22 protein-coding genes are annotated in these 25,862 nt (G+C 69.9%); 8 read left to right on the forward strand and 14 right to left on the reverse strand.

The window, feature by feature from the left end; genetic code table 11:
* Positions 1 to 90: 90 nt before the first annotated feature.
* Positions 91 to 819 carry a type 1 glutamine amidotransferase gene (locus J0695_RS04910; protein WP_206960497.1) on the reverse strand — a complete coding sequence of 243 codons (729 nt, stop codon included), beginning with the start codon at positions 817 to 819 and terminating at the stop codon, positions 91 to 93.
* 19 nt (positions 820 to 838) lie between these two features.
* Positions 839 to 2,077 (reverse strand): Mur ligase family protein, encoded by a 1,239-nt coding sequence (locus tag J0695_RS04915; protein WP_206960499.1) that lies wholly within the window; start codon positions 2,075 to 2,077, stop codon positions 839 to 841.
* Between the two features lie 116 nt (positions 2,078 to 2,193).
* Between J0695_RS04915 and def the strand changes: the two genes are divergently transcribed.
* Positions 2,194 to 2,739, forward strand: a complete 546-nt coding sequence (def, locus tag J0695_RS04920) for a peptide deformylase (RefSeq protein ID WP_206960501.1) — start codon at positions 2,194 to 2,196, stop codon at positions 2,737 to 2,739.
* A gap of 41 nt (positions 2,740 to 2,780) precedes the next feature.
* Here the strand turns inward: def and J0695_RS04925 are convergent, their stop codons facing one another.
* Positions 2,781 to 3,422, reverse strand: a complete 642-nt coding sequence (locus J0695_RS04925; protein ID WP_206960503.1) for a TetR/AcrR family transcriptional regulator — start codon at positions 3,420 to 3,422, stop codon at positions 2,781 to 2,783.
* A 133-nt stretch (positions 3,423 to 3,555) separates the two neighbouring features.
* Between J0695_RS04925 and J0695_RS04930 the strand changes: the two genes are divergently transcribed.
* The 4 genes from J0695_RS04930 to J0695_RS46345 all read left to right on the forward strand — a co-directional run bounded on the left by J0695_RS04930 (position 3,556) and on the right by J0695_RS46345 (position 5,664).
* Positions 3,556 to 4,785, forward strand: coding sequence for an acyl-CoA dehydrogenase family protein (locus tag J0695_RS04930; protein WP_206960505.1), 1,230 nt, complete (start codon positions 3,556 to 3,558; stop codon positions 4,783 to 4,785).
* 83 nt (positions 4,786 to 4,868) lie between these two features.
* Positions 4,869 to 5,069: a CsbD family protein gene (locus tag J0695_RS04935; protein ID WP_206960507.1), complete on the forward strand. Its 201-nt coding sequence runs from the start codon at positions 4,869 to 4,871 to the stop codon at positions 5,067 to 5,069.
* A gap of 119 nt (positions 5,070 to 5,188) precedes the next feature.
* Positions 5,189 to 5,503 (forward strand): hypothetical protein, encoded by a 315-nt coding sequence (locus J0695_RS04940; RefSeq protein WP_206960509.1) that lies wholly within the window; start codon positions 5,189 to 5,191, stop codon positions 5,501 to 5,503.
* Positions 5,504 to 5,586: 83 nt separating this feature from the next.
* Positions 5,587 to 5,664, forward strand: a complete 78-nt coding sequence (locus tag J0695_RS46345) for a 50S ribosomal protein bL37 (RefSeq protein WP_465269126.1) — start codon at positions 5,587 to 5,589, stop codon at positions 5,662 to 5,664.
* Positions 5,665 to 6,087: 423 nt separating this feature from the next.
* On the opposite strand, the gene J0695_RS04945 is transcribed toward J0695_RS46345, so the two are convergent.
* From J0695_RS04945 to J0695_RS04960, 4 genes are all read right to left on the reverse strand, one after another.
* Entirely contained in the window at positions 6,088 to 6,576 is a 489-nt protein-coding gene (locus J0695_RS04945) for a glutathione peroxidase (RefSeq protein ID WP_206960511.1), read from the reverse strand.
* A gap of 349 nt (positions 6,577 to 6,925) precedes the next feature.
* Positions 6,926 to 7,303 (reverse strand): nuclear transport factor 2 family protein, encoded by a 378-nt coding sequence (locus tag J0695_RS04950; protein WP_206960513.1) that lies wholly within the window; start codon positions 7,301 to 7,303, stop codon positions 6,926 to 6,928.
* A gap of 211 nt (positions 7,304 to 7,514) precedes the next feature.
* Positions 7,515 to 8,405, reverse strand: a complete 891-nt coding sequence (locus J0695_RS04955; RefSeq protein ID WP_206960514.1) for an acyl-CoA thioesterase — start codon at positions 8,403 to 8,405, stop codon at positions 7,515 to 7,517.
* A gap of 19 nt (positions 8,406 to 8,424) precedes the next feature.
* The gene (locus J0695_RS04960) at positions 8,425 to 10,998 is read right to left on the reverse strand and encodes a DEAD/DEAH box helicase (RefSeq protein WP_206960516.1); all 2,574 of its coding nucleotides are present in this window, start codon (positions 10,996 to 10,998) and stop codon (positions 8,425 to 8,427) included.
* Positions 10,999 to 11,057: 59 nt separating this feature from the next.
* Here J0695_RS04960 and J0695_RS04965 point away from each other — a divergent pair, with 59 nt between their 5' ends.
* On the forward strand, positions 11,058 to 11,852 hold the full coding sequence (locus J0695_RS04965; protein WP_206960518.1) for a metal-dependent hydrolase: 795 nt from the start codon (positions 11,058 to 11,060) through the stop codon (positions 11,850 to 11,852).
* Between the two features lie 13 nt (positions 11,853 to 11,865).
* Here the strand turns inward: J0695_RS04965 and J0695_RS04970 are convergent, their stop codons facing one another.
* Together J0695_RS04970 and J0695_RS04975 are read right to left on the reverse strand one after the other, a co-directional pair.
* Complete coding sequence (locus J0695_RS04970; RefSeq protein ID WP_206960520.1) at positions 11,866 to 12,738, reverse strand: class I SAM-dependent methyltransferase; 873 nt, start codon at positions 12,736 to 12,738, stop codon at positions 11,866 to 11,868.
* Positions 12,739 to 12,850: 112 nt separating this feature from the next.
* Entirely contained in the window at positions 12,851 to 13,420 is a 570-nt protein-coding gene (locus J0695_RS04975) for an XRE family transcriptional regulator (protein WP_206960522.1), read from the reverse strand.
* Positions 13,421 to 13,508: 88 nt separating this feature from the next.
* Between J0695_RS04975 and J0695_RS04980 the strand changes: the two genes are divergently transcribed.
* Entirely contained in the window at positions 13,509 to 15,113 is a 1,605-nt protein-coding gene (locus tag J0695_RS04980; protein ID WP_206960524.1) for an MFS transporter, read from the forward strand.
* 27 nt (positions 15,114 to 15,140) lie between these two features.
* Here J0695_RS04980 and J0695_RS04985 read toward each other — a convergent pair whose 3' ends face one another.
* From J0695_RS04985 to J0695_RS05005, 5 genes are all read right to left on the reverse strand, one after another.
* Complete coding sequence (locus J0695_RS04985) at positions 15,141 to 16,922, reverse strand: ABC transporter ATP-binding protein (RefSeq protein ID WP_206960526.1); 1,782 nt, start codon at positions 16,920 to 16,922, stop codon at positions 15,141 to 15,143.
* Positions 16,919 to 18,703: an ABC transporter transmembrane domain-containing protein gene (locus tag J0695_RS04990; protein ID WP_206960528.1), complete on the reverse strand. Its 1,785-nt coding sequence runs from the start codon at positions 18,701 to 18,703 to the stop codon at positions 16,919 to 16,921. The genes J0695_RS04985 and J0695_RS04990 overlap by 4 nt, the downstream gene beginning before the upstream one ends.
* A gap of 128 nt (positions 18,704 to 18,831) precedes the next feature.
* Entirely contained in the window at positions 18,832 to 20,271 is a 1,440-nt protein-coding gene (locus J0695_RS04995; RefSeq protein ID WP_206960530.1) for a Gfo/Idh/MocA family protein, read from the reverse strand.
* A gap of 155 nt (positions 20,272 to 20,426) precedes the next feature.
* Positions 20,427 to 23,375: an FAD-binding and (Fe-S)-binding domain-containing protein gene (locus tag J0695_RS05000; RefSeq protein ID WP_206960531.1), complete on the reverse strand. Its 2,949-nt coding sequence runs from the start codon at positions 23,373 to 23,375 to the stop codon at positions 20,427 to 20,429.
* A gap of 15 nt (positions 23,376 to 23,390) precedes the next feature.
* Positions 23,391 to 23,834: a MarR family winged helix-turn-helix transcriptional regulator gene (locus J0695_RS05005; RefSeq protein ID WP_206960532.1), complete on the reverse strand. Its 444-nt coding sequence runs from the start codon at positions 23,832 to 23,834 to the stop codon at positions 23,391 to 23,393.
* A 94-nt stretch (positions 23,835 to 23,928) separates the two neighbouring features.
* On the opposite strand from J0695_RS05005, the gene J0695_RS05010 reads away from it, so the two are divergent.
* Complete coding sequence (locus J0695_RS05010) at positions 23,929 to 25,731, forward strand: ABC transporter ATP-binding protein (protein ID WP_206960533.1); 1,803 nt, start codon at positions 23,929 to 23,931, stop codon at positions 25,729 to 25,731.
* Positions 25,732 to 25,862 lie beyond the last annotated feature (131 nt).

Here is a 25,862-nt window from a genome sequence, read left to right on the forward strand (position 1 = left end):
GTTGGATCCCCGCCACCCTACCGGCGCAAGGTGGCGGGACCGAACCGGGCGTCCGCCTGCTGGACTTCGCTCAGCTGAGCGAACTGTGCGTCATGCGGGCTGCGTTGCAGATGCGATGCGTTCGGCGCGCAGCGCTTCGTACCAGCGGTCGTCCGTCGGCGGAAGCGCGTTCACATCGAGGGCCAGCTTCAGCAGCAGGTCCGCGATCTGCGGATTGCGGGCGAGAACCGGGCCGTGCATGTACGTACCGAAGACGGTGTCGTTGTACGCGCCCTCGGTGCCGTCGCCCGTACCGTTGCCCTTGCCGAGGCGTACTCGTGCGAAGGGGCGTGCGGAGGGGCCGAGGTGGGTGATGCCCTGGTGGTTCTCGAAACCGGTCAGCTGCGGCAGCCCGAGCCGGTCGTCGATGTCCCCGAGCACGTCGCCGACACACCGTTCGCCTTCGCCGCGGGTCGAGACCACATCGAGCAGTCCGAGGCCGGGCTCACGCTCACCGAGGTCGTTGATGAACTCGTGGCCGAGGATCTGGTACCCGGCGCAGACCGAGAAGATGATCGCGCCGTTGGCGGCGGCCCGGCTGAGCCCGCCGTCGCGGCGCAGCCGCTCTGCGGCCAGTCGCTGCGGCCGGTCCTCGCCGCCGCCGATCAGATAGATGTCGCCCGAAGTGGGCACCGGCTGGTCGCTGCGTACGTCGATACGCGTGACGTCCAGGCGGCGCTGATGGGCGCGGCGCTCCACGACGAGGGCGTTGCCCTGGTCGCCGTAGGTGGACAGCAGGTCGGGGTAGACCCACACCAGGCGCAGGCTGTTGTCGCTCATGCTTGCTCTCCTCAACGCGTCAGTTGCCGACTCGGCGGCGCACGTCCTGGAACGCGGTGTAGTTGGCGATCAGTTCGATCCGTCCCGGCGCGGAGGCCCGTACCGCCTCGTCCACGCTCTCGCAGACCCGGAAGTCCAGGCCCGCGACCTCGAGGCGTACCGCGAGGTCCAGCCTGCGGTCGCCGATCAGGGAGATCGGGTGGCCGGCGAGACGCGTGTAGTCGACGTCCCAGAGCCAGGAGGTGTCCGTGCCGTCGGCGCCGCGGGCGTTGACGGCGAGGATCACCGGGGTGGGCGGCGGGTCGATCAGCGAGAAGGTCTCCAGCCAGCCGGCCGGGTTCTTCGCGAGGAGCAGGCGCAGATCGCGGCCCTGGAACTGGACCACGTCATAGCGTCCGGCCACGGCCTGTACGGCGTACATCCGCTCCAGCGCCACCTGCGGCGGCACACCGAAGGTGGCGGCGACAGCAGCGGTGACGGCTGCGTTGGCCTTGTTGGCGCGGCCCGGGAGCTGCAGATGGATCGGCCACGCCGAGCCGTGCGGGTCCAGGACATGGTCGCCGGAGAGCGCCCAGCTGGGCGCGGGGCGGCGGAAACCGCACTCGCCGCAGAACCAGTCGTCGCTCGGCCGCTGCAGCACACCGCCGCAGGACGGGCACGACCAGGCGTCGTCCTTCCACTCCTGGCCGGCCGCGACCCACACCACGGTGGGGGACGACGAGGCGGCCCAGACGATCAGCGGGTCGTCCGCGTTGGCGATGACCACCGCCTGCGTACCCGCGAGGCCCTCGCGCCACTTCTCGGCCAGCATCCGCGTCTCGGCGGCCCGGTCCAGCTGGTCGCGGGAGAGGTTGAGCAGTGCGATCGCCTTGGGCGTCACATCGCGTGCGACCCCGGAGAGGTACTTCTCGTCGACCTCGATCACGCCGTACCTGGCGTCCGAACCACCGGCGAGCGCGGAGGTGATGCCCGCGGGCATGTTCGCGCCCAGGGCGTTCGACACCACAGGGCCACTGGCCTGCAGCGCCTCGGCGATGAGCCGGGTCGTCGTCGTCTTGCCGTTGGTCGCGGAGACGAGGATCACGTCCAGATGCTGGGCGAGGCGGCCCAGCAGATCCGGGTCGAGTCTCAGCGCGACCTTGCCGCCGATCACCGATCCGCTGCCGCGCCCCGCGGCGCGCGATACCGCTGCCGCGGCCTTGCCTGCGGTCACGGCCAGCTTGGCCCGCGGCGACAGCGGCTCCGTGTTGCCTGACATCGTCCCTGGTCCTCCTTGCATCGGCGCGGGCCTCAGCCTATCGAGATCCGCACCGGGGCCCGACCTCGGCTCCACCGGCGGCGGGCTCGTCCCGTACAGAACGTAATCTTGCCGCCATGCGAAACCGTCCGATCCCCGGCAGTTCGGGAGCCGCGCAGGAGATGTCCCTGCTCGGCGACCCGGTGCTGCACTCGCCCTGCGAACCCGTGACCGCGTTCGGTCCCCAGCTCGCCCGGCTCGTCGAGAACATGTTCGCGACGATGTACGCGGCCCAGGGCGTCGGGCTCGCCGCCAATCAGATCGGGGTGGCGCAGCGGGTCTTCGTGTACGACTGCCCGGACGACGAGGACGTCCGCCACCTGGGGCATGTGGTCAACCCGCGCCTGGTCGAGGCGGATGGCATCACCGTACGGGGCCCGGAGGGCTGTCTCTCGCTGCCGGGTCTGGAGGCCGCCACCTCCCGCTTCGACCACGCGGTCGTCGAGGGCTTCACGGTGGACGGCGATCCGGTGCGGGTCGGCGGGACGGGCTTCTTCGCCCGCTGTCTGCAGCACGAGTGCGACCATCTGGACGGACTCGTCTACACGGACCGCCTCGGCGGCTGGCGCAAGAGCAAGGTGATGCGCGCGGCCCGCAAGACGCCCTGGGGTGCGAACGCCTGAGGGCCTGACCACCGGGCCTCGAACGTGAGAAGCCGGGACCGCTAGAAGCCGGGGCCGCCGGCCCGGTTGCCCGCGGCGGCCAGCCTGCCCCACAGCAGATCGGCCAGCGAGCGCACCAACTCGGCGCGCGAGCAGGGCCGTTCGCCGAGCCACCAGTCACCGGCGGCATGCATCATCCCGACGATGCCGTGTCCCCACACCCGCGCCAGCTGCTCGCTGCCGGGTCCGAGGTCGACGCGCTCGGCGATCACTTTGGCGAGCTCCTCGCCGAGCCGGCGCAGCAGCGGAGCCGAGTGGAGACCGACGTCGAAGCCGTTCTCCGGCATCACGGTGTCCTCGGCGGGATGCATCAGGAAGCGATAGACCTGCGGCCGGGCCTCGATCGCGGCGAGATAGGTGTCGAGCGTGGCCTCGACCCGCTCGCGCCGCTCGGCCGGGGCGTCGAGCGCCGCGCGCAGCGCGTCGAGCAGGGCGTCGGTGTGCCGCTTGGCCAGGGCGCGGTAGAGGCCGCCCTTGTCGCCGAAGTGGCGGTAGAGGATCGGCTTGGTGATGCCGGCCTCGGCGGCGATGGCGTTCATGGAAGCATGCGGGCCGTCCCGGAGCACCACCCGGTCGGCAGCCTCGAGCAGCTGGCGTCGCCGGTTTGCGGCCGACCGCTGCTGGGTGGCCTGTGTGGTCTCCATGGTGCTTCTCCCCGCCCGTCCGTACGATTCCGATCCCCTGCCGAAACGTAACAGGTTGACAGCGCCTACTTACCGGTAACAGACTGCGGTTACCGCAAGTAACTCCTTGAACGACCGCAGTACTGGAGGGGACATGGCCGAGTTCACGCTCGAACTCAACGACGACCAGAAGCAGGTGCGCGACTGGATCCACGGCTTTGCCGCGGATGTCATCCGCCCGGCCGCCGCCGAGTGGGACGAGCGTGAGGAGACTCCCTGGCCGGTGATCCAGGAAGCCGCCAAGGTCGGCATCTACTCGCTCGACTTCTACGCGCAGCAGTTCTTCGACCCCACGGGTCTCGGCATCCCCATGGCCATGGAGGAGCTCTTCTGGGGCGACGCGGGCATCGCCCTCTCCATCGTCGGTACGGGTCTGGCCGCGGTCGGCGTCCTCGCGAACGGCACCGAGGAGCAGATCGGCACCTGGATTCCCCAGATGTACGGGGACGCCGCCGACGTCAAGGTCGCCGCCTTCTGCTCCTCGGAGCCGGACGCGGGCTCGGACGTCGCCGCGATGCGCACCCGTGCGGTCTACGACGAGGCCAAGGACGAGTGGGTCCTCAACGGCACCAAGACCTGGGCGACCAACGGCGGCATAGCCAACGTGCACGTCGTGGTCGCGGCGGTCGACCCGGAGCTCGGCTCCAAGGGTCATGCCTCCTTCATCGTCCCGCCGAACACCCCCGGCCTCTCCCAGGGCCAGAAGTTCAAGAAGCACGGCATCCGCGCCTCGCACACCGCCGAGGTCGTACTGGAGGACGTGCGCATCCCCGGACACTGCCTGCTCGGCGGCAAGGACAAGCTGGACGACCGCCTGGCCCGCGCCCGTGAGCGCGTGAAGGCGGGCGGCGGCGAGCGCGTGAAGAACGCCGCGATGGCCACCTTCGAGGCGTCCCGCCCGGCTGTCGGCGCCATGGCGGTGGGCACCGCCCGGGCCGCGTACGAGGTCGCACTCGACTACGCGAAGACCCGCACCCAGTTCGGCCGCCCGATCATCGACAACCAGGGCATCGCCTTCCAACTGGCCGACATGCGCACCCAGATCGACGCGGCCCGCCTTCTGGTGTGGCGCGCCTCCTGGATGGCGTCCGCGGGCAAGCCGTTCACTTCGGCCGAGGGCTCGATGTCGAAGCTGTACGCCAGCGAGACGGCGAAGAAGGTCACGGCCCAGGCCATCCAGATCCTCGGCGGCAACGGCTACACCCGCGAGTACCCGGTGGAGCGGATGCACCGCGACGCGGCGATCTACACGATCTTCGAGGGTACGAGCGAGATCCAGCGCCTGGTGATCGCCCGCACTCTGTCGGGCATGCCGATCCGCTGACGTCCCGGCGGCGTCTCCGCATGCGGACCTCCGTCACCTGCGGCACGGTGGGGGCGGGGGACCGTAGACGAAAGGCGGCAGTGATGGGCGACGACAACGGCACCTTCGACAAGCTCAAGGGCAAGGCGAAGGAAGCGGTCGGCAAGGCGACAGGCAATGACCGCATGACCGGCGAGGGCAAGACCGACCAGGCCAAGGGCAAGGCCAAGGACATGGTCGAGAGCGCGAAGGACACCCTCGCGGGCGCCAAGGACTCGCTGACGGGCGACAAGAAGCCGGAATAGCACGCGCCGCACGAAGAGGGCCCCGCAGGCCGGACCTGCGGGGCCCTCGACTGTCCCCGACGCGCCGTACCGCCTTCACGCACGCATCGTCGGGCCACGACGGGGCAACCTTTTCCACCATGACCATCTTCGTCGTGACGATCCCCGGCACATTCCTCGCCGACCTCACCCCGGCCGCGCACCAGACGCTCCTGAGCAGGCTGAGTCCGGCCGATCCGCAGACGACCACGTTCGGTGAGGCGGAGGATCTCGCTCTCCTCACGCTCTACAGCGGCACCAAAGCGTTCAGCCTCCGCCTGGAGGTGGAGGCCGACGACACGACGGGCGCCGAGGACGAGGCCCGCCGCATCGCGGCCGACGCCCTGCAGGTGGCGGGCTTCACCGAAGCAGAAGCCCCGCTCGGGGACGCGGTCATCACCGGCATCGACTCCTAGGGGCGAAGCGCCGAGTCGTGCGGGGCGCGAGGGAGTGGAATCATAGATTCCGGTGAGAAACGCACCCTCAGGAAGGAGGAGGCATGGCCTCCAAACGACGCCGCAAGAAGAAGGCCCGCCGTAAGCACAACGCGAACCACGGCAGCCGCCCCCAGAGCTGAGCCCACAGCCGGAGCGCGAAAGCGCCCGCTCCCGGCCAGGGAGCGGGCGCTTTTCTCTGCGTATGACGGAGTGCGGCCAGTGAGCCGGCAGGCTTCACGAATTCAGCGTCGGCGGTCCACCCGATGCCGCCGCACGGCGGGCGCAGGAAGACGAGACTCCCGAAGGCATCCATGGCCTCGCCCTCCTTGCCGCTCTGGGTGAGGCCGTGTCGCTCGGTGTAAGCGTGCCCAGTGGATCTACGCAGGTGGCTTTGCAGGTGCGCCGGATCTCGGAGAGGAACCGGGAACCGGGCCGTGTGTCGTCTCGGCGGTCGTCAAGCACGGGGCCCGGGGACCGAGTGCACCGGAGCGCAAAGAAGCGCCCGGTCCCCTTTCAGGGCGGGCGCTTCATTCTGTGCATGGTTATCCGATGGCGATTCCGCTTCAGGCGGGCAGCTGGGCCTCAATAGCCGCGATGAGCTCGGGGGCGTCCGGCTCGGTGCGGGGACGGAAACGGCCTACCACTTCGCCGCGTGAATTTGTCAGGAACTTCTCGAAGTTCCACTGGATGTCGCCGGCCTCGCCCTCCGCGTCGGCGACCTGGGTCAGCTCCGTGTACAGCGGGTGCCGGTGCTCCCCGTTGACCTCGACCTTCTCCAGCAGCGGGAACGTTACGCCGTACGTGGCCGAGCAGAAGGTCTGGATCTCCTCCGCGTTGCCCGGCTCCTGGCCCGCGAACTGGTTGCACGGTACGCCGAGGACCGTGAAGCCCTTCTCGCCGTACGTCTGCTGCAGGCGCTCCAGGCCGGCGTACTGCGGTGTGAGGCCGCACTTGGACGCGACGTTCACCAGCAGGACCGCTTTGCCGCTGTAGTCGGCCAGGGAGGTGGGCTCGCCGGTCAGGGTGCGCAGGGGGATGTCGTAGAGGCTCATCGATAGCTCCTGTCGTGCGGATTGCGGGTCTATGGGTACGTACTGTTCCAGAGACCCGCCGTAACGCATCGGAGGGGTCGGTCCGTGCAGACCTCGGCTTGCGCCCGGCGTCGGCCGCCCTGCGGCGTTCCCCACCTCGGGCTTCGCGAAGTCCGGACTGCCGCGTGGCCTCCCACGGGGCGGCGAGTTCGGCGAACAACTCGCCGAGGTGTGAGCGGGAGACACCGGACAGGGCAGGCTGAGAGCAGGCCGCGCGGGCCCAGGTCGGCTTCACAACTCACTTAACCCGCACGGCCCTTGCTACGGCACGGCCACATCAGCCGGAGCGTCGCTGAGAGCGGCAACCGCCTCACATGGGCTCAGCCAGAGCCGCCCGCCACTCCGGGCGCGGATCAGCCCCCACACTCGTCCAGTACTCCCGGCCACGCACGATCCGTCCCTGCTGGACGGTCCAGAACGAGGCCACACGGAACACGCCGAACTCGTCATGCGGCACCTCGACTTCGGAAACAACCTCGCTGCCGTCAGCTACGATCCGCAGCACCCGAATCGACCAGCCCCCCGGATATTCGCTGTTCACCGCGACGAAGTTCTTGTTGCCAACGATGCGCTCCGCGCTGACCGGCCACTCCACCACGACGTCCTCTGCGACCAAGTCAGCGACACCTGACCAATCGCGCGCCTGGATCCGATCCCACAATGCCTCAACCACTGCCAAAGGTTCCATGGGAGCACCCTTGCATGAGCCACTGACACCTCGGCCCTGGGCGGCTGCGGTGTTCGCGCGACGACGGGGCTCCACCCGGTGCCCATACGAGGGAGGGCCCTTTGGCGAGCTCCGGACTGTCGGCTTTCACGACCTGTGCAGCAAGTCTGCTGCAGCCGACTGGGTGTGAGCGGATTCGGGTGTATGGGCCGGACCGGATCGGGATACCCGTTCAGGGTGTCGATTTGTTACCTGTGTTGTACGGACGAAATAGCCCTTCCTGGACCACCGAGACCAGGAGGTTCCCCGCCCGGTCGTAGATCCGGCCGCGCGCAAGGCCGCGTCCGCCCGTCGCGATCGGGGACTCCTGGTCGTACAGGAACCATTCGTCCGTACGGAACGGGCGGTGGAACCACATCGCGTGGTCCAGCGACGCCATGTCGAACCCGCGCGGGCCCCACAGCGGTTCGACGGGGATGCGGACCGCGTCCAGCAGCGTCATGTCGCTGGCGTACGTGAGCGCGCAGGTGTGCACCAGGGGGTCGTCGCCGAGATCGCCGACCGCGCGCATCCAGACCGTGCTGCGCGGTTCGGCTCCCTTGATCTCGTCGGGTGTCCAGCGCAGCCGGTCGACGTAACGGATGTCGAAGGGCTGGCGGCGGGCCATCCGTTCCAGGGCGTCGGGGAGTTCGCCCAGGTGCTCGCGGATCTCCTCGGTGACCGTCGGCAGCGACTCGGGGTCGGGGACCTCGCGGGCCGGCGGCAGCTGGTGCTCGAAGGTGCCCTCCTCCGGCTTGTGGAAAGAGGCCGTGAGGTTGAAGATCGTGCGGCCTTGCTGGACCGCGGTGACCCGACGGGTGGTGAAGGAGCGGCCGTCCCGCATCCGCTCGACCTGGTAGACGATCGGGACGCCCGGGCGGCCGGGGCGCAGGAAGTACGCGTGCAGGGAGTGGACCGGGCGGTCGCCGTCGGTCGTACGCCCGGCCGCGACCAGCGCCTGGCCCGCGACCTGGCCGCCGAAGACCCTCTGGAGGGACTCCTGGGGTGAGCGGCCGCGGAAGATGTTGACCTCGATCCGCTCCAGGTCGAGCAGGTCGACGAGTCGCTCGGCGGGGTTCGTCATCTGTGAATCTCCTGAGGTCTCAGAGCTGGCCGACTGCGGTGACACGGACGACCGCACGGGCCTCTTCGTCGGAGGCCGCGAGATCCACCTCCGCGCTGATGCCCCAGTCATGGTCGTCGCTGGGGTCGGCGAAGATCTGGCGGACACGCCACAGACCGTGGGCGGCGTCCTCCTCGATGATCAGCAACTTGGGGCCGCGGGCGTCGGGCCCCGTGCCCAGCTCGTCGTGCTCGTCCCAGTACGCGTCCATGGCCTCGCTCCAGGCGTCCTTGTCCCAGCCGGACTCGGCGTCCAGCTGGCCCAGGTCGTAGAAGCGGTCGAGCGCGGCCAGTTCGACGCGGCGGAACATCGCGTTGCGTACGAGAACGCGGAAGGCCCGGGCGTTGGCGGTGACCGGCTTGACCTGGTCGGCGCGCTCGGCGGCCTGTTCGGCCGTCTCCACCTCGGGGTTGGCGAGCTGCTCCCACTCGTCCAGGAGGCTGGAGTCGACCTGGCGGACCAGCTCGCCGAGCCAGGCGGTCAGGTCCTGGAGGTCCTCCGACTTCAGGTCGTCGGGAATGGTGTGTTCGAGCGCCTTGTACGCGCCCGCGAGATAGCGCAGCACGATGCCTTCGGTGCGGGCCAGCTCGTAGTGGGAGGTGAACTCCGCGAAGGTCATGGCGCGTTCGTACATGTCGCGGATGACGGACTTCGGCGAGACCGGGTGGTCGCCGACCCACGGGTGGCTCGTGCGGTACACGTTGTACGCGTGGACCAGGAGCTCTTCGAGGGGTTTGGGGTACGTGACGTCCTGCAGGAGCTCCATGCGCTCCTCGTACTCGATGCCGTCCGCCTTCATCTGGCCGACCGCCTCGCCACGCGCCTTGTTCTGCTGGGCGGCCAGGATCTGCCGCGGGTCGTCCAGCGTCGACTCGACGACGGACACCATGTCCAGCGCGTACGAAGGGGACTCGGCGTCCAGCAGGTCGAAGCAGGCCAGCGCGAAGGTGGAGAGCGGCTGGTTGAGCGCGAAGTTCTGCTGGAGGTCGACGGTGAGCCGGATGGTGCGGCCCTCGGCGTCGGGGGTGTCGAGCTGCTCCACCACACCGCCGTCCAGCAGGGAGCGGTAGATCGCGATGGCGCGACGGATATGGCGCAGCTGGGCCCTGCGCGGCTCGTGGTTGTCCTCCAGGAGGTGGCGCATCGCGTCGAAGGCGTTGCCCGGGCGGGCGATCACCGAGAGCAGCATGGTGTGGGTGACCCGGAAGCGCGAGGTCAGCGGCTCGGGATCGGCGGCGATCAGCTTGTCGAAAGTGGCGTCCGTCCAGGCGATGAAGCCCTCGGGGGCCTTCTTGCGGACCACCTTGCGGCGCTTCTTCGGGTCGTCCCCCGCCTTCGCGAGCGCCTTCACGTTCTCCACTTCGTGCTCGGGCGCCTGGGCGGCGACGAAGCCCGCCGTGTCGAAGCCGGCCCGGCCCGCGCGGCCCGCGATCTGGTGGAACTCACGGGCGCGCAGGGTGCGGACACGGGTGCCGTCGTACTTGGTGAGCGCGGTGAACAGGACGGTACGGATGGGGACGTTGACGCCGACGCCCAGTGTGTCCGTACCGCAGATGACCTTCAACAGGCCTGCCTGCGCCAGCTTCTCGACCAGGCGGCGGTACTTGGGGAGCATGCCCGCGTGGTGGACGCCGATGCCGTGGCGGACGTAACGCGAGAGGTTCTGGCCGAACTTGGTGGTGAATCGGAAACTGCCGATCAGGTCGGCGATCTTCTCCTTCTCCTCTTTGGAGCACATATTGATGCTCATCAGCGACTGCGCGCGCTCGACGGCGTTCGCCTGCGTGAAGTGCACGATGTAGATCGGGGCCTGCTTCGTCTCCAGGAGCTCGGTGAGCGTCTCGGTGATGGGCGTGCGGCGGTACTCGTAACTGAGCGGGACCGGTCGCGTCGCCGACTGGATGATCGAGGTGGGCAGGCCCGTGCGGCGGGTCAGATCCTCCTTGAAGCGCGACATGTCACCGAGGGTCGCGGACATCAGGATGAACTGGGCCTGCGGGAGCTCCAGGATCGGGATCTGCCAGGCCCAGCCGCGGTCCGGCTCGGCGTAGAAGTGGAACTCGTCCATCACGACCTGGCCGATGTCGGCGTGCTTGCCGTCGCGCAGGGCGATGGAGGCCAGGACCTCCGCCGTGCAGCAGATGACGGGTGCGTCGGCGTTGACCGAGGCGTCGCCGGTCAGCATGCCGACGTTCTCGGTGCCGAAGAGTTTGCAGAGGTCGAAGAACTTCTCGGAGACCAGCGCCTTGATCGGAGCGCTGTAGAAGGTGACCTTGTCCTGGGCCAGCGCGGCGAAGTGCGCACCCGCCGCGACCAGGCTCTTTCCGGACCCGGTGGGGGTGGAAAGGATCACGTTGGCCCCGGAGACCACCTCGATCAGCGCCTCTTCCTGGGCCGGGTAGAGGGTGATGCCCTGATCCTCGGCCCATGACGAGAAGGCCTCGAAGAGGGCGTCGGGGTCGGCGGTCGGCGGCAGCTGATCAATAAGGGTCACACCCCCATCTTGCCTGCCGGACGACCGGATCACGGAACCGGACGTCAGGACGAAGATCATGAGCGATACGCTCTGACCTCAACTGGCTTCACCACAACAGCAATGGGGCGGGAACGACCATGATGGGACCGGCACACTCTCTGTCAGGAGCGGCAGCCTGGCTGGGGGTGGGGGCCGCCGCGGCGGCCAAGGGCCATCCGATGCCATGGCCGGTGCTCGTGGTCGGAGCACTGATCTGTGCGGGCGCGGCCCTGGCGCCCGACCTGGACCACAAGTCCGCGACCATCTCGCGGGCCTTCGGGCCGGTCTCCTGGGTGCTCTGCGAGATCGTCGACAAGATCTCCTCCGGCGTCTACAAAGCGACCCGCGCCAAGGGCGACCCGCGCAGGAACGGTGGCCACCGGACCCTGACCCACACCTGGGTGTGGGCGGTGCTGCTCGGGGCCGGCATCTCGGCCGTGGCAATCTTCGGCGGCAGGTGGGCGGTGCTCGGCATCCTCTTCGTCCACCTGGTCCTCGCGATCGAAGGCCTGCTCTGGCGGGCGGCACGCGGGACCAGCAGCGACGTCCTGGTGTGGTTGCTCGCCGCCGCCGGTGCGTGGATCCTCGCGGGGGTCCTGGACAAGCCGGGGAACGGCGCGGACTGGCTGTTCACGGAGCCGGGCCAGGCGTACATGTGGCTGGGCCTGCCGATCGTGCTCGGCGCGCTGGTGCACGACATCGGGGACGCGCTGACGGTGTCGGGGTGCCCGATCCTGTGGCCGATCCCGATCGGCCGCAGGCGCTGGTACCCGATCGGGCCGCCGAAGCTGATGCGGTTCCGGGCCGGCAGCTGGGTGGAGCTGAAGGTGCTGATGCCGGTGTTCATGGTGGCGGGCGGGGTGGGCTGCGCCGCGGCGCTGGGCTACATCTGAGTTCCTGCCCGGGTCAGACGCGGCGTGCGGCCCACACGGTGCGTTCGGTACGGACCGCCAGGTCGCCGCGGCGCAGGATGCTCCGGGGGCTGTCGGTGTCGAGCAGCTGATCCAGGGCGGTCAGGTCCTCGGCGGACAGCTCGTGGGCGGCGCTGTCCCGCAGGCGCTTCAGGCTGCTGAGCGCGTAGTGGCCGACCGCGTCGCTGCGGGAGCCTTCGACGTTCACCGTGATGGTGCGCTCGCCCTCGACGCCGAACCCGGCGGCCGCCAGCATGGGCCCCCAGTCGGCTCCGCGGTGCGGCACACGCTCGGCGGCGTGGTGCGCGAGGGCGGCGTGGCAGCGCTCCTCGATGCCGGGCCGCTCCTCCGGCGCGTCGCCGGGCAGGAAGCGCGGGAAGCCGGCCAGCTCGACGACGGCGAACAGTCCGCCGGGCGCGAGCAGATCGTGGACCTTGCGCAGCGCGCGGCCGGGGTCGGCCATGTGGTGCATCGACGCCGACGCCCACACCAGGTCGGGCCGGCCGAGCTCGGGCCAGTCCGCGTCGAGATCGGCCTGTACCGTGCGCACCCGGTCACCGGCACCGAGTGCCTCGGCGCGCTCCCGCAGGCGCCGGAGATGGCCGGCCGACGTGTCGACCGCGGTCACCTCGGCTCCGGGGAACCGCGTGAGCAGGGCGAAGGTGCCGGTCCCGGTTCCGCAGCCCAGGTCCACGATGTGGCGCGGGTCCTTCTCCACGGGCAGCCATGCGGTGATGGACGCGGTGTGCTCGGCGAGCACTTCCGCGTCCAGATCGAGGATCTCCGCATGGCCTTCGGAGTCGTCAGGGGTGTGCTGGGCAGCGGGGTGCGCGCCCTCGTGTGCCGTGTGCGGGGATGCGTGGGTCATGTCGGCCACGCTAAGAGGATCTTGCTGTCGCGGCACCATGGTTCCCGGGATGCGCAAGACGATGGCCGGATGTACGGCCGCAGGCGCAAGCCGGGCAGGCTCGGCCGCCGGCTCAGACGTCGTTGCCGCGCGGGTGGCCGCGGCGGGCGTCGCGGTCGAAGATGCCCATGATCTCGCAGGGTCCGCCTTCGGCGCCGATGGCGTGCGGCAGCATCGTGGGGAACTCCACCGCCTGGTTCGTCTCCACGCGAATGCGCCGGTTGCCCAGTAGCAGAACCGCGGTGCCCGACAGGACCACGAGCCATTCGCGGCCCGGATGGGCGCGCATGCGTGAGGGGCTGTCGGGCGGCGGATTCGTCATGCGCTGGCGTACGACACTCATGCCGGGGTCCGCCTTGATGGGCCAGCGCATGAGCCCATGGGTTCCGTCGATCACCGGGCTGATGACGACGTCGTCGGTGTCGGCCTCGACGAGCTGGTCCAGGGACGTGTCCAGGGCGCGGGCGAGAGTGGCGAGCTGGTCCAGGGCGAGACGGCGCTGGCCGTTCTCGATGCGGCTGAGCGTGGACTGACTGACCTTGGCGCGCGCGGCCAGTTCCTCCAGGGACCAGCCCTGGGCCACCCGCAGGGCCCGGATCCGTTTGCGTACCAGGCTGTCCAGCTCGCCATTGTCTTGCGTCATAGGCAACATCTTATGCCCCCACCGCAAGGAGTGTTTACCGTCGTGAACGCAGCCCCCCGACGACGCACCGCCCCTGGGAGAGAAATCCATGCGTACGAAACAGTCTCCACAGCCCCGCGCCGCCGACCCCGGCGGTGCCACCGGCGAGGGTGTCCTCGACGCGCGCCGGCGCCGCACGATCCTGGTGACCGTCTGTATCGCGCTGATGGCCGTCATCGCCTCGGTGTCCGGGCTCAACGTCGCCCAGCCCGACCTCGCGGTCGCCTTCGGCGCCTCGCAGAGCACGATCCTCTGGATCATCAACATCTACACGCTCAGCCTGGCCGCGCTGCTCCTGCCGCTCGGCGCGCTCGGCGACCGCCGGGGCCGCAAGCCCATGCTCATCACAGGACTGACCGTCTTCGGCGTCGCGAGTGCGGTGGCCGGTCTCGCCCCCTCGACGGAAGTCATGCTCGCCGCACGCCTGTTCAGCGGCGTGGGCGCGGCAATGATCATGCCCATCACCCTCGCCGTCATCACCTCGACCTTCCCGGAGGAAGAGCGCGGACGGGCGATCGGGATCTGGACCGGTGTCGCGGGAGGCGGCGGCGTCCTGGGGATGTTCCTCTCCGCGGCCCTGGTCGACGTGGCGAACTGGCGGTGGCTGTTCGTCCTGCCCGTCGTGCTCGTCGTCGTGGCGCTCGGCATGGCCCTGCGGTCCGTACCCGACTCCCGCGAGAAGTCAGGGCACACCTTCGACACCGTCGGTGCGCTGACCTCCGTCGTCGCGGTGGTCGGCCTCATCTTCGTCCTTCAGGAAGGACCCGAACGGGGCTGGACCGCCCCCGCCACCCTGCTCGGCCTGGTCGTCGGCCTCTTCGCCGCCGTCGGCTTCGTGGCCTGGGAACTGCGCCGCCGTGACGCCGCCCTCCTGGACGTGCGCCTCTTCGGCGAGCGCGGACTGGCCGGCGGTTCGATCACGCTCCTGGTGGTCTTCGGTGTACAGGCAGGGATCTTCGTGGTGCTCTTCCCGTTCTTCCAGGCCGTGCTCGGCTGGTCGGGACTGCTGTCCACCCTGGCCCTCATGCCCATGGCCGTGCTCATGATGATGAGTTCGGGCCTCGCCCCCAAGCTGGCCGCACGGATCGGCAGCCGGTCCACGATGGCGACCGGAATCCTCCTGGCAGGCGCCGGTCTGGCCCTCATGGCCACCTTCGTCTCCGTCGACGGCGGCTACCTCTCCGTCCTTCCCGGCATGCTCGCCATGGGGACCGGGATGGGGCTGTCCATGACGCCGTCGACCGAGGCCATCACCGGCGCCCTGCCGCGTGAGCGCCAGGGTGTTGCCTCCGCACTCAACGACGTCACCCGGGAGTTCGGCACCGCGCTCGGAGTCGCCCTGCTCGGCGCGCTCCTGTCCGCCGGTTACCGCAATGCCATCGACTCCCGGCTCGACGGCGTTCCCCGGGGCGCCGCCGACACCGCACGCGAAGGCGTCGCCAACGCCCTGGAGGCCGCGAACGGAGCGGGCTCCCACGCACAGGCGCTGGCCCGTGCCGCCCGGGAATCGTTCGTCGGCGGCTGGCAGCAGGCCATGTGGGCAGGCGTCGCCGTCATGGCCGTCCTGTTCCTCTGCATCCTCACCCGGGGCCCGCTGCGTGCCACGCACCTGTCGGCGGCCGATACGGAAGCCGCCGACAGCGTGGCCTCGTGAGGAGGCGCCTCGTGAAGAGGCGCCGGGTCAGCCGTGCCAGGACCGCCACAGCGCCGCATAGGCGCCGTCCGCCGCGACCAGTTCGTCGTGGCTGCCCAGTTCGCTGATCCGGCCCTCCTCCACCACCGCGATCACATCCGCGTCGTGTGCGGTGTGCAGCCGGTGCGCGATGGCCACGACCGTACGACCGTCGAGGACCCGCGCCAGCGACCGCTCCAAGTGGCGGGCCGCGCGCGGGTCCAGGAGCGACGTGGCCTCGTCGAGGACCAGGGTGTGCGGATCGGCGAGCACGAGACGGGCCAGCGCGATCTGCTGGGCCTGGGCCGGCGTGAGGGCGATCCCGCCCGAACCGACCTCGGCGTCCAGTCCCTCCTCCAGGGCCCGCGCCCAGCCGTCCGCGTCCACCGCGCCGAGCGCTGCCCACAGTTCGGCGTCCCCGGCCCCGGTACGGGCGAGCAGCAGATTGTCGCGCAGCGAGCCCACGAAGACGTGATGCTCCTGGTTGACCAGCGCCACATGCTCACGCACCCGCTCGGCCGGCATCCGGGACAGCTCCGCGCCGCCCAGCGTGACCTCGCCCGTACGCGGCGCGTAGATCCCCGCGAGCAGCCGCCCCAGCGTCGACTTGCCCGCACCGGAAGGCCCGACCAGCGCCATCCGCGTCCCGGGCGGCACATCGAGGGTCACCTGGTGCAGGACGTCGACGCCCTCCCGGTACCCGAAGTGCACGTCGTCGGCGCGGACTTCGCGCCCGTCGGGTCCGATCCGCTCGTCCCCGGCGTCCGGTTCGATCTCCCGTACGCCCACGAGCCTGGCCAGCGACACCTGCGCCACCTGCAGCTCGTCGTACCAGCGGAGGATCAGCCCCACCGGGTCGACCATCATCTGTGCGAGCAGCGCTCCCGTCGTCAGCTGGCCCACGGTGATCCAGTCCTCCAGGACGAACCAGCCGCCGAGCATCAGCACAGCGCCGAGGATCGTCACGTACGTGATGTTGATGACCGGGAAGAGCACCGAGCGCAGCCACAATGTGTACCGTTCCCACGCCGTCCACTCGGCCACCCGCTGGTCGGACAGGGCCACGCGCCGCGCGCCGAGGCGGTGGGCCTCGACGGTGCGGCCCGCGTCGACCGTCTCGGTGAGCATGGCGGCGACCGCCGCGTACCCGGCCGCCTCCGAGCGGTACGCGGAGGGCGCCCGCTTGAAGTACCAGCGGCAGCCGACGACCAGCACCGGCAGCGCGATCAGCACGGCGAGCGCCAGCGGCGGCGCCGTCACCGTCAGCGCGCCGATCAGCAGCGCCGCCCACACCACGCCGATGGCGAGCTGCGGTACGGCCTCGCGCATGGCGTTGGCGAGCCGGTCGATGTCCGTGGTGATACGGGAGAGCAGGTCACCGGTGCCGGCCCGCTCAAGGACGCCCGGCGGCAGCCCGACCGACCGCACGAGGAAGTCCTCGCGCAGGTCGGCCAGCATCTCCTCGCCGAGCATCGCGCCACGCAGCCGTACCAGCCTGGTGAAGAGGGTCTGGACGAGGAGCGCGACGCCGAACACGGCGGCGGTGCGCTCCAGATGGAGTTCCTTCGCCCCGTTCGACAGGTCCTCGACCAGGGAGCCCAGCAGGTAGGGGCCGACCAGTGAGGCGATCACCGCGACCGCGTTGACCCCGATCAGCATCGCGAAAGCAGTGCGATGCCGCTTCATCAGCTCGCCCACATAGGTCCGTACGGTCGCGGGCGTGCCGACCGGCAGGGTGGTGGCCGTCTGGGGTGCCGCCGGGTCGTACGCCGGGGGCGCCAGGCCGATCATGCCGACTCCTCGATCTCTGCGAAGGCTTGGGTTTCTTCTTCTGTCTCACGGGTCACGACCGCGCGGTACAGCGGCTCGGTGTGCACCAGTTCGCGGTGCACACCCACCGCCGCGACCGTGCCGTCGTGCACGAACACCACGCGGTCCGCGTGGTCGAGCAGCAGCGGCGACGATGCGAAGACCACGGTCGTACGCCCGGCGCGCAGGTGCTTGATGCCGGCGGCGACGCGCGCCTCGGTGTGCGAGTCGACGGCCGACGTCGGCTCGTCGAGCACCAGCACCTCGGGATCGGTGACCAGCGAGCGCGCCAGCGCGAGCCGCTGCCGCTGTCCGCCGGAGAGCGACCGTCCGCGCTCGGTGATCCTGGTCCGCATCGGGTCGTCGCTGTCGTCGACGGACGCCTGTGCGAGTGCGTTCAGTACGTCGCCGCACTGGGCGGCGGCGAGCGCGTCCTCGGCGCTCACCTCGCCGGACGAGGGGACGTCGAGGAGCTCTCGCAGCGTGCCCGAGAGCAGCACCGGATCCTTGTCCTGTACGAGGACGGCCCGGCGGGCCGCGTCGAGCTCCAGGTCGTCGAGGGCGATCCCGCCGAGCAGCACGGACGGCGCCTTCTCCTCGGACGCGGACTCGGCATGCCCGCCGAGCTGTTCCGCGAGGGCCCCCGCCGCGTCCGGGTCGCCGCACACGACGGCGGTGAACCGGCCGGCCGGGGCGAGCAGTCCGGTGGCCGGGTCGTAGAGATCCCCGGCCGGGCTGCCGGAGGCGGTGCCCTCGTTCTCGTACGACGTCCGCTCCAGCGACAGCACCCTGGCCGCGCGCTTGGCCGAAGGCCGGGAGAAGGAGTACGCCATGGCGATCTCCTCGAAGTGCCGCAGAGGGAAGAGCATCAGCGTCACCGCGCTGTACACGGTGACCAGCTGGCCGACCGAGATACGGCCCTCGGAGGCGAGCTTCGCCCCGTAACAGACCAGCCCGATCAGCAGCAGACCCGGCAGCAGCACCTGGATCGCCGAGATCAGCGACCACATGCGCGCACTGCGTACGGCGGCCTTGCGGACCTCCTGCGAGGCGCGGCGGTAGCGGTCGAGGAAGAGCTCCTCGCCGCCGATGCCGCGCAGGACGCGCAGGCCCGCGACGGTGTCCGAGGCCAGCTCGGTGGCCTTGCCGGCCTTCTCGCGCTGGATGTCGGCGCGCTGGGTGGCGCGGGGGAGCAGCGGCAGTACGGCCAGGGCCAGTACGGGCATGGCGATCGCCACCAGCACCCCGAGCGACGGCAGGTAGAAGGCCAGGCCGACGCAGATCAGCACCAGTGCGGTCGCGGCGGCGGCGAAGCGCGACAGCGCCTCGACGAACCAGCCGATCTTCTCGACGTCGCCGGTGGAGACCGCCACGACCTCGCCCGCGGCGACCCGCCGGGTCAGCGCGGAGCCCAGCTGGGCGGTCTTGCGGGCCAGCAGCTGCTGGACGCGTGCCGCGGCGGTGATCCAGTTGGTGACGGCGGTGCGGTGCAGCATGGTGTCGCCGATCGCGGTCACCGCGCCGAACAGCAGGATCAGCCCGCCGGAGATGATCAGCCGGACGCCCGAGCGGTCGATCACGGCCTGTACGGCCATGCCGACGCCGAACGGAAAGCCGGCGATGCCGCACTGGTGGAGCAGGCCCCAGGCGAGGGACTTGAGCTGTCCGCGCAGTTGGTTGCGGCCGAGCCAGTAGAGAAAACGAGGGCCCGACCGGACGTCCGGATCGCCAGGATCTGAATACGGAAGATCGCGAATCTGCATGACGTCCCAGGGATTGATGGTTGGCGCAAACCGTGCAAGGTTCGCGCCTGTGCGGTCCCCGGGGCAATCGATTTTCCGCTCTCCGACCTGGAATGAGCCACGGACGTCCGGCCGGGCCTGCCCCGCTGCTACACCGATGGCCTCGTGGAGTCCATCCCGGAACGGGCCTTCTTCCACTCGCCGCGGGTGAAGTCCGGTATCTGCTGCGGCTGCCCCTTGCCCTTGATCGACAGATGGCTCAGCGGTACGGGCGAGGTCCAGGTCGCAGCGTCGTACACATCGAAATCGGGGACGAGACCGAGCTGGATGCACTGCATCAGCCGGAAGACGAGCATGTAGTCCATGCCGCCGTGCCCGCCGGGCGGATTGGCGTGTTCCTTCCACAGCCAGTGGTCCCACTCGGCGTACTTCGAGAAGTCGCCCCAGGAGTCGTTCTTGTGGTCCGGCTCGATGTAGATCCGCTCCGGGTAGTCCTCGAAGACGCCCTTGGTGCCGCCCAGGCTGTTGATCCGGCTGTACGGGTGGGGCGTCGAGACATCGTGCTCCAGGCGGATCACCCGGCCCTTCGCCGTCTGGACGAGACTGATCGTCCGGTCGCTCTCGATGTAGGTTTCCTTCCAGCTCGGGTCGCCTGCGGGCATGTTGGCCGCCCGGTACTCGGCGAGCCCGAGCGAGGGCGAGCCGACGCTGGTGATGGACACGGCGCGGTCACCGCGGTTGATGTCCATGTAGTTGGCGACCGGGCCGAAGCCGTGGTTGGGGTAGAGGTCGCCGCGCAGCCGGGTGTGCCACAGGCGCCGCCAGGGGCCTTCGTAGTACGTCGGCGAGAACATCAGGCCGCGCAGATCGTGGTTGTACGCGCCCGCGCCGTGCAGCAGATCGCCGAAGAGCCCGGCGTGCGCCATGCGCAGGACGCGCATCTCGTTCCTGCCGTAACAGCAGTTCTCCAGCTGCATGCAGTGCCGTCTGGTGCGTTCCGAGAGGTCGACCAGCTCCCACAGCTGGTCGAGCCTGAGCGCGATCGGGCACTCCACGCCGACGTGCTTGCCGTTGAGGAGGGCGGCTTTCGCCATGTCGAAGTGGACGTCCCAGGGGGTGGCCACATGGACGAAATCGATGTCGCCGCGCCGGTAGAGATTCTCGTAGTCGTGCTCGCCGTTGGCGTAGACAGCGGGTGCGGGCCGACCTGCGGCGACGACCTTGGCGGAGGCCTGCTCGGCCTTCGTCCTCACCGGGTCGCAGACGGCGACGACCTGTACGCCGGGGACGGCGAGATAGAGGTCGATGACGCTGCCGCCCCGGTTGCCGAGGCCGATGATGCCGACGCGGACGGTGGAGCGGCGCTCGAACGGCACGCCGACCATGGTGCTGCCCTGGCGCTTCGGTACGTGGGCCGAGGTGCTCTCCTCGGCGGCCGCGGCGCCCGTGCCGAGCGCGCCGAGTCCGAGTCCGAGTCCGGCGGCTCCCACCGCTCCAGCGGTCAGTGCCGACCGACGGCTGATGCCGCCGTCGCGGCCTTCCTCCCGGCTCTCCTCGCTCCCGTGATCCTGAACTTCTGCCTCGTTCATCGAGCCTCCAAGAGTGCTGACGGTGCGCGGCTGTTCTGTGATCCCGTCAGGACCCTGGTGGCTGAGGCTGCTGTTGCGCAAGGGGAAGATTTGGACTCTTGTTTACGAACCCTTGGACTCAACTCTCTTGAATTGTCCGGTAATTGGTCTGCGGATCAGCTCCGCCGCAGGTAGTCGGGTCCCGGACGGGTCGCACGCTCCAGCTCCAGCAGTACGGAGAAATAGCTGCGGCCCGTCGCATGGTCCATGCCCACCTCGCACATCCGGTTCGCCGAGAGATGCACCTCGAAGTCCCTGGCGGTGACCTCGGCGGCCTCCTTCGCCGTCGCCGATGCGGTGAGCTCCTTGTGGAGCATGCCGCGGTCGCCCGCGAAGGCGCAGCAGCCGGCGTCGTCCGGGACGACGACCTCCTCCGCGCAGGCCTCGGCGACGGCCTTCAACTGGCCCTCGTCGCCGAGGTGTTGCATGGAACAGGTGGGGTGGAGGACGGCGGAGCGCGCCTTGCGGACCACCGTCAGCTCGGGGAGCAGCTGGTCCGCGGCCCAGACGATCGAGTCGACGATCCGCAGCTCCCGGTGGAGCGCACGGTTGTCGTCGCTGAGGTACGGGACGACCTCGTGGGCGATGCCCAGCGTGCAGGACGAGGCGTCCACGATCAGGGGGAGTTTCCCCCCGCCGGTCCAGCCCCAGGCGGCCTCGACGATCCGGTTGGCCATGACGATGTTGCCCTCGTCGTACCCCTTGGAGTGCCAGATCGTCGCGCAGCACGTGCCCGTGACGTCCTCCGGGATCCACACCGGCTTTCCGGCGCGCTCCGCGAGCAGGACGACGGCCTGGGGGAGGGAGGGGCCGCGGTGGCCGTCGGGTTCGCCGAAGATGCGGTTGACGCAGGCCGGGTAGTAGACGGCGGTGGCGCCCGCGCGGGGGGTGCGGGGGAGTGTGCGGGCCGCGGCGCCCGGGATCTCGGGCAGCCACTCAGGGACCAGGTCGGGGCGTACCGCCTTGCGGACGAGGCCGGTCACGGACTCCAGGAGCCGGTCGCTGATCCGGTCCGCGGCCGCCACGGCCAGGCGCGCCGACTTCTCGACCGTCTTGAAGTTCTTGGCGGCCAGGGCGGCGATCCGCTCCTCGCGCGGGGTGTGCCGCCGGTGGCGGAAGTCCTTCATCATCGCGCCCGTGTCGATGCCGACGGGGCAGGCGAGTTTGCAGGTGGAGTCGCCGGCGCAGGTGTCGACTGCGTCGTAACCGTACGACTGGAGCAGGCTCTCCTCGACCGGCGAGCCGCCCGGCTGGCGCATCATCTCGCGGCGCAGCACGATCCGCTGGCGCGGCGAGGTGGTCAAGTCGTGGCTGGGGCAGGTCGGTTCGCAGAATCCGCACTCGATGCAGGGGTCGGCGACCAGCTCGACCCTGGGGATGGTCTTGAGGCCGCGCAGATGGGCCCTGGGGTCGCGGTCGAGGACGATACGGGGGGCGAGGATCCCGGCGGGGTCGATGATCTGCTTCGTACGCCACATCAACTCCGTTGCCCTGGGGCCCCATTCGAGCTCCAGGAACGGCGCGATGTTGCGGCCGGTGGCGTGCTCGGCCTTGAGCGAGCCGTCGAAGCGCTCGACGGTGAGGCGGCAGAAGTCCTCCATGAAGGCGCCGTAGCGCTCCACGTCCTCAGGGTCCGCGGCGTCGAAGGCCAGCAGGAAGTGCAGGTTTCCGTGGGCCGCGTGACCGGCCACGGCGGCGTCGAAACCGTGCCTGGTCTGGAGCTCGATCAGGGCCGTGCACGCATCGGCGAGCTTCGACGGAGGTACGGCGAAGTCCTCCGTGATCAGCGTCGTACCGGAGGGGCGGGCGCCGCCGACCGCCGTGACGAAGGCCTTGCGGGCCTTCCAGTACCCGGCGATGGTCTTGGCATCACGGGTGAACTCATTGGTCACCGAGGCGACGGGGGCGACCAGTTCGAGCCCGGTGACCGTACGTGCCGCCGCCTGTTCGTAACCCTGGCGCCCCTCTTCGTCTGGCGCCCGGAACTCCACCAGGAGCGCGGTGGTCTCCTTGGGCAGTCCGGCCCAGTCGGCGGGCACTCCCTCCACGCTCACCGAGGCGCGCAGGGTGTTGCCGTCCATCAGCTCCACCGCGATGGCGCCGGCCTCGTTGAAGAGGGGCACGGCAGCGGCCGCGGCGGGCAGGGAGGGGAAGAAGAGCAGCGCGGTGGAGACCAGGCGGTTGAGCGGGAGGGTGTCGAAGACGACCTCCGAGATGAAGCCGAAGGTGCCCTCGGAGCCGACCATGAGGCCGCGCAGGATCTCGGCGGGTGTCGCTCCGTCGAGGTAGGCGTCCAGGCGGTAGCCGTTGGTGTTCTTGATCTCGTACTTGGCGCGGATACGGGCCGTGAGCTCGGCGTCTGCCTCGATCTCGGCCTTGACGGCGAGCAGGTCCGCGCAGAGGTCGGGTTCGGTCCTGGCCAGATCGGTGTCGGCGGTCGGGGACGCGGTGTCCACGACGGTGCCGCTCGGCAGCACGAAGGTCAGGGAGGCGAGCGTCCGGTAGGAGTTGCGGGTGGTGCCGGCCGTCATTCCCGACGCGTTGTTGGCGACGACCCCGCCGAGCGTGCAGGCGATGGCGCTGGCCGGGTCCGGGCCCAGGACGCGGCCGTGCCGGGCGAGGGTGGCATTGGCCCGCACGATCGTGGTGCCCGGCTGGATACGGGCCCGCGCGCCGTCCTCCAGGACCTCGATGCCCGCCCAGTGGCGCCGTACGTCGACGAGGATGTCCTCGCCCTGGGCCTGCCCGTTGAGCGAGGTGCCCGCGGCCCGGAAGACGACCTCCCGCCCCTTGGTGTGGGCGTACGAGAGGATCGCGGAGATGTCGGCGACGGTCTCGGCGATCACGACGACCTGGGGGACGAAGCGGTACGGGCTGGCGTCCGACGCGTACCGTACGAGATCGGAGATCTTGGTCAGGACCTTGTCGGGGCCGAGCAGGGCGGACAGCTCGCGGCGCAGCGGCTCGGGCGTGCCGGTTGCCCGGCTGTCGGTGACCCGGTCGGGTGAGGGCCCCTCGCTCGTCGTCGGGCGGAGAGCTCCGGGTTTCGGCTCGAGCAGCGGCATCTGCGCACAGTCCCCTCAGCAGCGGCGCTCCGGTGCTCCATCGACCAGAGCGGACAGCAGGCCGCCGAGCACCTCGCGCTGATCGGCGGACAGTGGGGCAAGGATCTCCTCTGCGGCCCCGCGGCGCGCGTCGCGCAGCGCCCGCAGGGTGGTCTGTCCTTCGTCGGTGAGCTCGATGCGCACCACCCGCCGGTTGGTCGGATCGGGGGCGCGGCGTACCTTGCCGGACTCCTCCAGCGCGTCCACCAGGCTGGTCACGGCGCGCGGCACCACTTCCAGCCGCTCGGCGATGTCGGCCATCCGCGGCGGCCGGTCGTAGTGCGAGAGGGTGCGCAGCAGGCGGCCCTGCGCGGGGGTGATGCCGGCCGGCTCCAGATGCTGCTTGTGGATGCGGTGGAGTCTGCGGGTGAGCCGCAGCAGCTGCTCGGCCAGCACGCCGTCGGCGTCGGGAATGCTCATACCGGGAACAATAACAGGACCTAGTTCATTGTGAGTATAGGTAACAATGAGCTAGGCTCTTAAAATCTTCGCTGTCGAACCCTTGAGGGAGCCCATGAAGCCCGATCGCCCCGACTGGACCCCACCGCCCCGGGACGGCACGCAGCCGCCCGCCGAGGTGCGGCGCATCCTCCGTCTCTTCCATCCCTACCGAGCCCGCCTGGCGCTCGTCGGCCTGCTGGTCGGCGCCTCGTCGCTGGTATCGGTCGCCTCCCCGTTCCTGCTGCGCGAGATCCTCGACGTCGCGATCCCGCAGGGCCGGACCGGGCTCCTCAGCCTGCTCGCCCTCGGCATGATCGTGACCGCCGTGGTCACCAGCGTCTTCGGCGTCCTGCAGACCCTGATCTCGACGACGGTCGGCCAGCGCGTCATGCACGATCTGCGCACCGCCGTCTATGCCCAGCTGCAGCGGATGCCGCTCGCCTTCTTCACCAAGACGCGCACCGGAGAGGTGCAGTCCCGCATCGCCAACGACATCGGCGGAATGCAGGCGACGGTCACCTCCACCGCGACGTCCCTCGTCTCCAATCTCACCGCTGTCATCGCCACGGTCGTGGCGATGCTCGCGCTCGACTGGCGGCTCACGATCGTCTCGCTGCTCCTGCTGCCGGTGTTCGTCTGGATCAGCCGCCGGGTCGGCCGCGAACGCAGGAAGATCACCACGCAGCGGCAGAAGCAGATGGCGGCCATGGCCGCCACGGTCACCGAATCGCTGTCGGTCAGCGGAATCCTGCTCGGCCGCACGATGGGCCGTTCGGATTCCCTCACCCAGGGCTTCGCCGCGGAGTCCGAGAAGCTGGTCGGCCTCGAAGTGCGCTCCAGCATGGCCGGCCGCTGGCGGATGTCGACCATCGGCATCGTCATGGCCGCCATGCCCGCCGTCATCTACTGGGCCGCGGGCATAGCCCTCCAGACGGGCGGCCCTTCGGTCTCCATCGGCACGCTCGTCGCCTTCGTCTCGCTCCAGCAGGGTCTTCTCCGCCCGGCCGTGAGCCTGCTGTCGACCGGTGTCGACATACAGACTTCCCTCGCCCTCTTCCAGCGGATCTTCGAGTATCTGGACCTGCGGGTGGACATCACCGAGCGCGCGGACCCGGTCCGGTTCGACCGGGCGAAGGGCGAAGTCCGCTTCGAGGACGTCGAGTTCCACTACGACGAGCGGAGCGGATCCACGCTCGACGCGATCGACCTCACCGTCCCCGCGGGCGGCAGCCTGGCCATCGTCGGTCCGACGGGATCGGGCAAGTCGACGCTCAGCTATCTGGTTCCGCGGCTGTACGACGTGACCGGCGGCCGCGTCACCCTGGACGGCGTCGACGTACGGGACCTCGACTTCGACACCCTGGCGCGCACCGTGGGCGTCGTCTCCCAGGAGACGTACCTCTTCCACGCCTCCGTCGCCGACAACCTGCGGTTCGCCAAGCCCGATGCCACCGACGAGGAGCTCGAGGAGGCGGCCAGGGCGGCACAGATCCACGACCACATCGCCTCGCTGCCCGACGGGTACGACACCCTGGTCGGCGAGCGCGGATACCGCTTCTCCGGCGGGGAGAAGCAGCGGCTGGCCATCGCCCGTACGATCCTGCGCGATCCGCCCGTGCTGATCCTCGACGAGGCGACCAGCGCGCTGGACACCCGCACCGAACACGCGGTGCAGCAGGCCATCGACGGGCTCTCCGCCGGCCGTACGACCATTACCATCGCTCACCGCCTCTCGACCGTCCGCGACGCCGACCAGATCGTCGTCCTGGACGCCGGACGTACGGCGGAGCGCGGTACGCACGAGGAACTCCTCGCCCTGGACGGGCGGTACGCGGCCCTGGTGCGCCGCGACAGTGAGCTGACGCAGGCGGCCTGACCGGCCTGACCGGCTACGCACGGCAGCGCCGCCGCTCCCGTGGGACGGGGAACGACGGCGCCGGTCGGGACTACGGTCAGACGAGCCAACCCACGAAGTGGACGATGCCGGCAAGCAGGTTGGTGAGGAAG

It is taken from the genome of Streptomyces beijiangensis (assembly GCF_017315755.1).
Lineage (GTDB): Bacteria > Actinomycetota > Actinomycetes > Streptomycetales > Streptomycetaceae > Streptomyces > Streptomyces beijiangensis.